Raw genomic sequence first — 9,125 nt, forward strand, 5'->3', positions numbered from 1 at the left:
ACCGCCATGCGATCGAACCTCGTCCTCATCGTCACGCCGAAGCATGCCCGGGGCCTGGATGTCGCCCTGGCCCGTCACCACGCCGATGCCCCGGTGCTCCAACTGGTGCTGGGCTCGCAGGACCGTCAGCTCTCCGAGGGCGTCTGGGAGGTGGACGCCTGGGACGCGGAGGCGCTCGCGCGCCGCGTGACCCCGCTGGACGGCGTGGGCCTCATCTACTTCCTGGGCGGCCTCCAGTTCGAGGACGTGGACCTGGAGGACGACCGCGCGGTGCAGGAGACGCAGGAGCGCGGCGTCCTGTCGCTGTTCCGCCTGACGCGCGCGCTGCGCAAGCACCTGGGCAAGGACGGCCCGGAGCTGCGCGTCGCCACCAACGACACCCAGCGCATCCTCCCGGACGACGAGCCCCGCCCCTTCGGCGCGTCGCTGCACGGCTACCTCAAGGTGATGACGCAGGAGTACCGCCGCCTGCGGATCCGCTGCGTGGAGCTGTCGCTGCGCACGCTGCCGGAGCGTCCGTCGGACGCGCAGCTGAACGCCGCCATCGGGCCGCTGCTCGCGCCCGCGGCGGGGCCGGGCCTCACCGAGGTCGCCATCCGCAATGGCGCGCCCTTCACGCGGGCGCTGGAGCGCGTGCAGCTGCCTCCCGCTCCGGCGGCCCCCTTCCGCAAGCACGGCGTGTACCTGGTGCTGGGCGGCGCGGGCGGCATCGGCACGGTGTTCAGCCAGTGGCTCGCGAAGCACTACCAGGCCCGGCTCGTCTGGGTGGGGCGCCGGCCCCTGGGCGAGGACCGGGCCCAGGACGTGGCGGCCATCGAGAAGCTGGGCGGCAAGGTGCTGTACCTCCAGGCGGACGCGACGGACGCGCGGCAGCTTCGCGAGGGCCTCAAGCGCGTGCACGCGGAGTTCGGGCCGGTGAACGGCGCGGTGCACTCCGCCATCGTCCTGCGCGACAAGCTCATCGACTCCATGGACGAGGAGTCGTTCCGCGTGGCGCTCGCGCCCAAGGTGCAGGGCAGCGTCGCGCTGTACCGAGCGCTGCGCGATGAGCCGCTCGACTTCCTGATGTTCTTCTCCTCCGCGCAGTCCTTCGCGGCCAACGCGGGGCAGAGCAACTACGCGGCGGGCTGTGCCTTCAAGGACGCCTTCGCCACCTGGCTGTCCGGCCGGTGCGCCTTCCCGGTCAAGACGGTCAACTGGGGCTACTGGGGGTCGGTGGGCATCGTCGCGTCCGACCAGTACCGGGAGAAGCTGGCGTCGCGCGGCGTGTTCTCCATCGAGCCCGACGAGGGCATGGAGGCGGTGAGCCGCCTGCTGGGCCACGGGGTGTCACAGGTCATGGCCTTCAAGGGCAGCGAGCAGCTCTTCATGGAGCTGGGAGTCCGGCGCGAGTACGAGCGGCGCGTCTTCGCCGTGGGGCAGCGCTCGGTGATGGAGGAGCTGTCGGCGCCGGTGCCCGCGCTCACGGAGAACGCGCGCGCCTGGGCGGCGGTGACGGCCTTCGGCAGGGACCTGCTGCGCACGTCGCTCCAGCGCATGGGCGTGCTGCGCGCGGTGGGGGAGCGCTACACGCGCGACTCGCTCCGGGACCGGCTGCGGCTGGTGCCCGCGTACGAGCGGCTCCATGACGCGCTGCTGGCCATCCTCGTGGACGCGGGGCTGCTGCTGGTGGACGGGGACGGGTTCGTCACGGGCGAGGCGGTGCTCGCGCGCACGGAGGACGGGGCGGCGCAGCTGGAGGCGCTCTGCCAGGCGTTCCCGGAGATGGAGGCGCTGGCCCGGCTCATCCACACCTGCGTGGTGAAGTACCCGGAGGTGCTCACGGGCGCGCTGCCGGCGACGGAGGTCATCTTCCCCGGCTCGTCGATGCACCTGCTGGAGAACATCTACAAGAACAACGCCACCGCGGACTACTTCAACGACATCGTCACGCTGGTCGCCCGGCGCTATGTCGAAGCGCGGCTGGCGGAGCTGCCGGCGGGCGTGCCGGTGCGCATCCTGGAGGTGGGCTCCGGCACGGGTGGCACCAGCGCGCGCGTGCTGGAGGGCCTGCGCCCGCTGGGCGACCGGGTCCGCTACGTCTACACGGACATCTCCAAGGCGTTCCTCACGTTCGGGCGCAAGACGTACGGCACGCGCTACCCGTTCGTGGAGTTCTCCCTGCTGGACATCGAGAAGGATCCGCTCGCGCAGGGCTACGAGGGCGGCAGCTTCGACCTGGTGCTGGCCACCAACGTGCTGCACGCCACCGCGCGGATGCGCGACACGATGGGCAACCTCAAGGTCCTGCTGAAGGCGAATGGGTGCGTGGCCATCAACGAGGCCACGTCCGTGCAGGACTTCACCACGCTCATCTTCGGCATGCTGTCCGGCTGGTGGGCGTTCGCGGACGCGAACCAGCGGCTGCCGGGCTCGCCGCTGCTGGGCATCCCCCAGTGGACCGACGTGCTGCGCGCCGAGGGCTTCCGCCGCATCACCCCCATGGGGCGCTCCGGCATCGAGTCGCAGGCGCTCAACCAGCACGTCATCGTCGCGGAGAGCGACGGCGTCGTGCGCGTGCCCTGGGCGTCGCCTGACGCGCCAGCGGTCGCTTCCGTGAAGGCCGAGCCCGTGACGCCCAAAGCCCCGCCGCCGCCCGCGCCGGTGGAGGCGCCCCGTGCCGCGCCCGCAGCGAAGCCGGCGTACGCGCCCGCGCTGCCGGCTCCGGCCGCGCGCCCGGCCCCGGCTCCCTCCGTGGACGTCCCGGCGGCGGTCGCCGCTTCGGTGGCCCAGGTGCTGGAGCTTGCCCAGACGCAGGTGGACCGCAACGAGCGGTTCCTGGACATGGGCGTGGACTCGGTGCTCGCCGTGGAGATCGCCCGCGTCATCGGCGAGCGGCTGTCCATCGAGCTGCGCAGCACGGAGCTGTTCAACTACTCCTCGGTCGCCGAGCTGGCCCGCTACATCGGTGACACCTTCAGCCACGAACTGGGTGGCACCCAGGCCCCGGCTCCGCTCGCGACCTCCGCGTCCGAGAGCGACCTGTTCGCTCCCGCCGCCGCCGTCGCGAAGCCCGCGGCCCCCGCCGTGACCGTGGCCGAAGTGCAGGCGCCGCGCGCCCCCGGGGCGCCGCGCGCTTCCACGGGCGACCGCCTGCGCAAGGCGGAGGACGCCATCGTCCAGGGCGTCGCGGAGGTGCTGGACATCCCGCCGGACACGCTGGGGCGAGACGACGCCTTCACCGAGTTCGGCGTCGACTCCGTGCTCGCGGTGGAGATCATCAACCGCATCAACACGTCGCAAGGGCTGGACCTGCGCAGCACCGACCTCTTCAACTTCTCCAGCGTCCGCGCGCTGGCGAAGCACGTCGTGGAGGACCTGGGCGCCGGTGGCGAGGAAGTCGCCGCCGAGCCCGCGTCGGCCCGCGCTTCCGCCGCCCCGGTGGACGACGTGGCGGACCTCTTCGGTCCGGCTCCGGGCGCAGCGGCCCGGCCCGCCGTGGAGGCCCCACGCCCTGCGGCCCCCGTCCGGAAGGTGGACGCGTCATTCACCAGCGACTTCCCGAACATGGACGACGACGAGCCGGTGCGCGCCGCCATGCCGGTCGCGCCTCGCGCCTCGCAGCCCGCGTCCTACACCGCGCCGTCCGCTTCGTTCTCCGCGCCGACCCAGGCCGCGCCTCGCGCCTCCACGTCGGCGTCCTTCTCCGCGCCGACCCAGGCCGCGCCGCCCGCGTCCTTCTCCGCGCCGGCCCCGGTCGCGCCTCGCGCCTCCGCGTCGGCGTCCTTCGCCGCCCAGGCTCCGGCTTCGGGGCCGCTGACGGTGGCCATCATCGGCATGTCGGGCCGCTTCCCGGGCGCCCGGAACCTGGACGAGTTCTGGGACAACCTGCGCGAGGGTCGCAACGCCATCGGTGAGCCGCCCACGGGCCGCTGGGACGTGGAGCGCTTCTACGGTGGCGCCGAGCGCCGCTCGCAGAAGCCCTTCAGCCCGCGCGCGGGCTTCCTCGACGACGTGGAGTCCTTCGATCCCATCTTCTTCGGCATCTCGCCGAAGGAGGCGGAGATGATGGATCCGCAGCAGCGCCTGTTCCTGCAGGAGGCGTGGCGGGCGCTGGAGGACGCGGGCTACCCCAGCCGCGTGCTCAGCGAGAAGCGCTGCGGCGTCTACGCGGGCTGCAACGCGGGCGACTACACGCTGACGCTCCGGCAGAACGGCGTGATGGACGAGCCGTACTCCCTGATGGGCAACTCCGGCTCCATCCTGCCGGCGCGCATCTCGTACCTGCTCAACCTCAAGGGCCCCAGCATCGCGCTGGACACCGCGTGCTCGTCCTCGCTGGTGGCGCTGCACCTGGCGTGCGAGGCCATCCGCAACGGCAGCCTGGAGATGGCGCTCGCGGGCGGCGTGACGGTGATGACCACGCCGGAGTTCGCGCTGCTGGCGCACGAAGCCGGCATGCTGTCCTCCACCCGGCAGTGCCGCACCTTCGACAACAGCGCGGACGGCTTCGTGCCCGCCGAAGGCGTGGGCGTCGTCGTCCTCAAGGAGCTGAACGCGGCGCTGCGCGACGGCGACGTCATCCACGGCGTCATCCGCGGCACTGGCATCAACCAGGACGGGAAGACCAACGGCATCACCGCCCCCAGCGCCCCGTCGCAGACGGCGCTGGAGCTGTCCGTCTGGTCGCAGGCGGGCATCACCGCCGAGTCCCTGGACTACGTGGAGGCGCACGGCACCGGCACCCGCCTGGGAGACCCCATCGAGGTCCAGGCGCTCACGGATGCCTTCCGCCGCTCCACGGACGGGCGGCAGATCTGCGCCATCGGTTCGGTGAAGTCGAACATCGGCCACACCATCATGGCCGCGGGCGTCGCGGGCATCCTCAAGGTGCTCCTGTCGCTGCGCAACGAAGCCCTGCCGCCGTCGCTGCACTTCGAGCAGCCCAACGAGCACATCCGCTTCGAGCAGTCCCCGTTCTTCGTCAACGCCCGCCTGCGCGACTGGCGCCGTGGCACCTCCCGCCCGCGCCGGGCCGCGGTGAGCTCCTTCGGCTTCAGCGGCACCAACGCGCACGTCATCCTGGAGGAGGCGCCCGTCGTGAACTCGGGCGCCTCACCCGAGCGCGCCGCGTGGCTCTTCACGCTGTCCGCGAAGTCCGCTCCGGCGCTCGAGCGGCGCCTGGCGGACCTGGGCCGCTGGCTGGACCGGGACGCGGGCCGCACGTCGCTGGAGGACGTGGCCTACACGCTGCTCTGCCGCCGCTCGCAGTACCCGGTGCGCGTGGCCCTGGTCGCCGCCAACGTCCGGGAGCTGCGCGCGCAGGTGGCCGCGCTGGTCTCCGGCGCGGCGGCCGAAGGCACGCGCAGGCATGACCTCAAGGCGAGCCCCGTCCCCGTGGAGGCGCTGCACGAGGAGCTGGGCCGCCGCCTGATGGACGAACTGGTCGCCTCCGGCATCCGGAGCGCGGACGCGCCTCGCAAGCTGACCGTGCTGGCCGAGCTGTTCGTGAAGGGGTACGAGCTGCCCTGGGAGCAGTTGTTCTCCTCGGCGCGCACCGTGCCGCTGCCCACCTATCCGTTCGACGCCACCCGCTATTGGGTGGCCGAGGGCTCCGCGCTCGTGGCCCGCGTGCCTTCCGCGCCGCAGGCCCCCGTGGCCGCCGAGCCCGCGGACCCGGGGCCGACGGGCATGCTCCTGATGGAGCGCACCTGGACGCCGTCCACCTGGGGCCAGGAGCGCATCTCCACCGGGACGCTGGTGGTGGTGACGTCGCGCGACTCGGAGGCGCTCGCCCGCAGGTGGGATCTGGCGCCGGAGCTTCGCGACTACCGCTTCATCTTCGTGCAGCACGACGAGGGGGCGCCTCGCGACGCGCGCACGCTGGTGGTGCCGCCGGGTGACATCGCCCGGGGCAGGGAAGTGGCCGCGGAGATCGCCCGCCGGGTGGAGGACGTGTGCGGCTTCGTGGACCTGTCGGACGTGCTCGCTTCGCCCCGCTCCGACGTGGTGGACGCCCTGGGCAAGACGGCGCTCCTCCAGGAGCTGCTGCGGGCGCGGCTGGAGGGCCGCCGTGAGGGGTCCTTCGCGGTGCTGCACTTCACCCGGGGCGCGCAGGGCTTCCAGACGGCGCGGCCGACGCTCGCGGGCGCTTCGTTCGCGGGCCTGATGCGCGTCATCGGCGCCGAGTACCAGGGCGTCACCGCGCGCACGGTGGACCTGGATGATTCGCCGGACACCGAGCAGTCGCTGCCCTCGCTCCTGCTGCGGGAGATGGCCACCCGCGACGACGCGGTGGAGGTCTGCATCCGGCGGGGCACTCGCTACGGCTACACCCTCACGGTGCGCGAGCGCCGCGAGCTGGCGGACTTCGACGCCCGCTCGCCGCACTTCGCTCCGGCCGACGACGTGGTGGTCATCACGGGCGGCACGGGAGGCATTGGCCGGGCGATGGCGCGCGAGTGGATGCGCCGGGGTGCCCGCAAGCTGGTGCTGATGGGGCACAACGACCTGCCGGACCGCCGTGAGTGGGACCGGCTGCTGGCAGACCCGTCCACGTCGCAGGGCGTGCGCGTGCGCATCCAGGACCTGCGCGCCATGGAAGACGCGGGCGCGCGCGTGGAGCTGTACTTCGGACCGCTGACGGACGAGCCCGCGCTGCGTCGCTTCTTCGACCGGGTGCGCCGGGAGCTGGGCCCCATCCGGGGCGTCTTCCACTGCGCGGGGGCCTTCGTGAACGGGCACCACCCGTTCATCTACCGCGAGACGGAGGACATGCGCCGCGTGCTGGAGCCCAAGATTGAAGGGCTCATCACGCTGGACCGCGTGCTGGCGCAGGACGACCTGCTCTTCTTCAACCTCTGCTCGTCCATCTCCGCGACCTTCCCCATGCTCGCCGTGGGCATCGTGGACTACTCGCTGGGCAACGCGTTCCTCGCGTCGTTCGCGGACTACCAGTTCCAGCGCGGGCGCCGCTGCTTCCAGTCCATCGCGTGGACCAACTGGCGCGACGTGGGCATTGGCGAAGTGGACAGCGCCAACTACCGGCAGCTCGGCCTGAAGGCGCACTCCACCGGCCAGGGCATCTTCATGACCGACCGGGCCATGGCGCTGCTCGGCCAGGCGCCCGTGGTCGTCGCCGGTGTCTTCGACCTGGAGCGCGCGACGCCGGAGCGGTTGATCGCCCTGCGGCAGGACGCGGACGAGCGGCGCCAGTTCCTGCGCGTGGATGAGACGACGCGCAGCCAGGTGCAGGCCTCCTCCGACGTGGACGAGACGACGCGCCAGTGGCTGCGCCGTGTCTTCTCCACGGAGCTGAAGCTGCCGTCCGGGGTGCTGGAGGACAGCACCCGCTTCGAGGACCTGGGCGTGGACTCCATCCTCATGGTGGACCTGCTGCGCAAGGTGGAGAAGGAGCTGGGCAGCAAGGTCGACCCGACGGCCTTCCTGGAGTACCCGACCATCCTGGAGCTGACCCGCTACTTCTTCGTGAAGCACGGCGAGGCCGTGCACCGCGCATCGGGCGCGCTCAGCGCCCCGCCGAAGGCGCTTCCTCAGGCCCCGGCGACTCGGGGGCCCGCGCAGGTGTCCGCGCCGGGTCCCGTCACGGGACAGCCGGTGGCCCCCGCGGGGACCTCGTCGCTCACGGGCGCGCCGTTCCCGGTGGCCGTCATCGGCATCGGGTGCCACTTCCCGCGCTCGAAGGACACGCAGGCCTTCTGGGAGAACCTGAAGGCGGGCTTCAACGGCATCGGTGACGTCCCGGGCTCGCGCTGGAACGTGTCGGAGTACTTCAACCCCGTGCACACGCCCGGCCGCACCATGAGCCGGTGGGGTGGGTTCATCGACGGCATCGAGGACTTCGACGCGGCCTACTTCGGCCTGCGCGCGGAGGTCGCGCCGCACGTGGATCCGCTCATGCGCCAGATGCTGGAGGCGAGCGTGCAGTGCATGCGCGACTCCGGCTACGAGAACGCCCAGCTCTCCAACGCCCGCATGGGCGTGTTCGTGGGCTCGCGCGCCGGCACCTACGCCCGGCGCATCGAGACGATGCTCCCCGACAGCATCGTCGGCGTGGGCCAGAACTTCATCGCCGCGCACGTCTCGCACCTGCTGAACCTGCGCGGGCCGGCCATGGTGGTGGACACCGCGTGCTCGTCGTCGCTCACGGCGCTGCACCTGGCCTGCCAGAGCCTGATGACCGGCGACTCCGACATGGCGCTGGTGGGCGGCGCGGACCTGCTGCTCGACGAGGAGCCCTTCCTCACGCTCAGCGAGGCGCGGGCGTTGTCGCCGGACGGGCGGTGCTTCACGTTCGATCAGCGCGCCAACGGCTTCGTGCCGGGCGAGGGCTGCGGCGCGATGATCATCAAGCCGCTCGCGCGCGCCATCGCGGATGGCGACCGCATCTACGGCGTCGTGGAGGCCACCGCGCTCAACAACGACGGCCGCACCATGGGCATCACCACGCCCAACCCGGAGGCCCAGTACGAGGTCATCAAGGACGCCCTGCGGCGCGCGAACGCCAGCCCCGCGAGCGTGAGCTACGTGGAGGCGCACGGGACGGGGACGATGATTGGCGACCCCATCGAGCTGCGCGGCCTGTCGCGCGTGTTCCGGGAAGCCACCGACGAGCGGGCCTTCTGCGCGGTGGGCAGCGTGAAGTCCAACATCGGCCACCTGTTCAGCGCCGCCGGCATGGCGAGCCTCATCAAGGTGCTGCTGTGCCTGCACCACCGGCAGCTCGTGCCCACGCTGAACTGCGAGACGCCCAACCCGCGCTTCGCCTTCGCGGAGTCGCCGTTCGTCCCCAACACCGTGCTGAAGCCCTGGGAGCCGCGTCACGGCGCCCGCCGCGCGGGCATCAGCGCCTTCGGCTTCGGCGGCACCAACGCGCACGTCGTCCTGCGTGACTTCGAGCCGTCCCAGGTCCAGGGCTACCGGCAGGTGCGCAGCGCCCTGCCGCCCGTCCAGTTCGCGCGCAAGCGCTACTGGCTGGAGCCGCGCCACCGTCAGGCGCCGGCCCCGGTGGCCACCCCCGCTTCTCCGGCGCGCGCGCCGGAAACCCTTCCGCCCATGTTGGAGCTCACCTGGAACGACGCGCCCGCCGCGTCGCCTGGCGTCTCCACCTCCGCAGCCTGAGCCCG

At 72.3% G+C, this 9,125-nt stretch carries 1 protein-coding gene; it reads left to right on the plus strand.

The window, feature by feature from the left end; all coding sequences use genetic code 11:
- Nucleotides 1-6 precede the first annotated feature (6 nt).
- Nucleotides 7-9,120 (plus strand): SDR family NAD(P)-dependent oxidoreductase, encoded by a 9,114-nt coding sequence (locus tag OV207_RS24155; RefSeq protein ID WP_267557524.1) that lies wholly within the window; start codon nt 7-9, stop codon nt 9,118-9,120.
- The last annotated feature ends 5 nt before the right edge of the window (nt 9,121-9,125 follow it).

The organism is Corallococcus sp. BB11-1 (assembly GCF_026626625.1).
Taxonomy (GTDB): domain Bacteria; phylum Myxococcota; class Myxococcia; order Myxococcales; family Myxococcaceae; genus Corallococcus; species Corallococcus soli.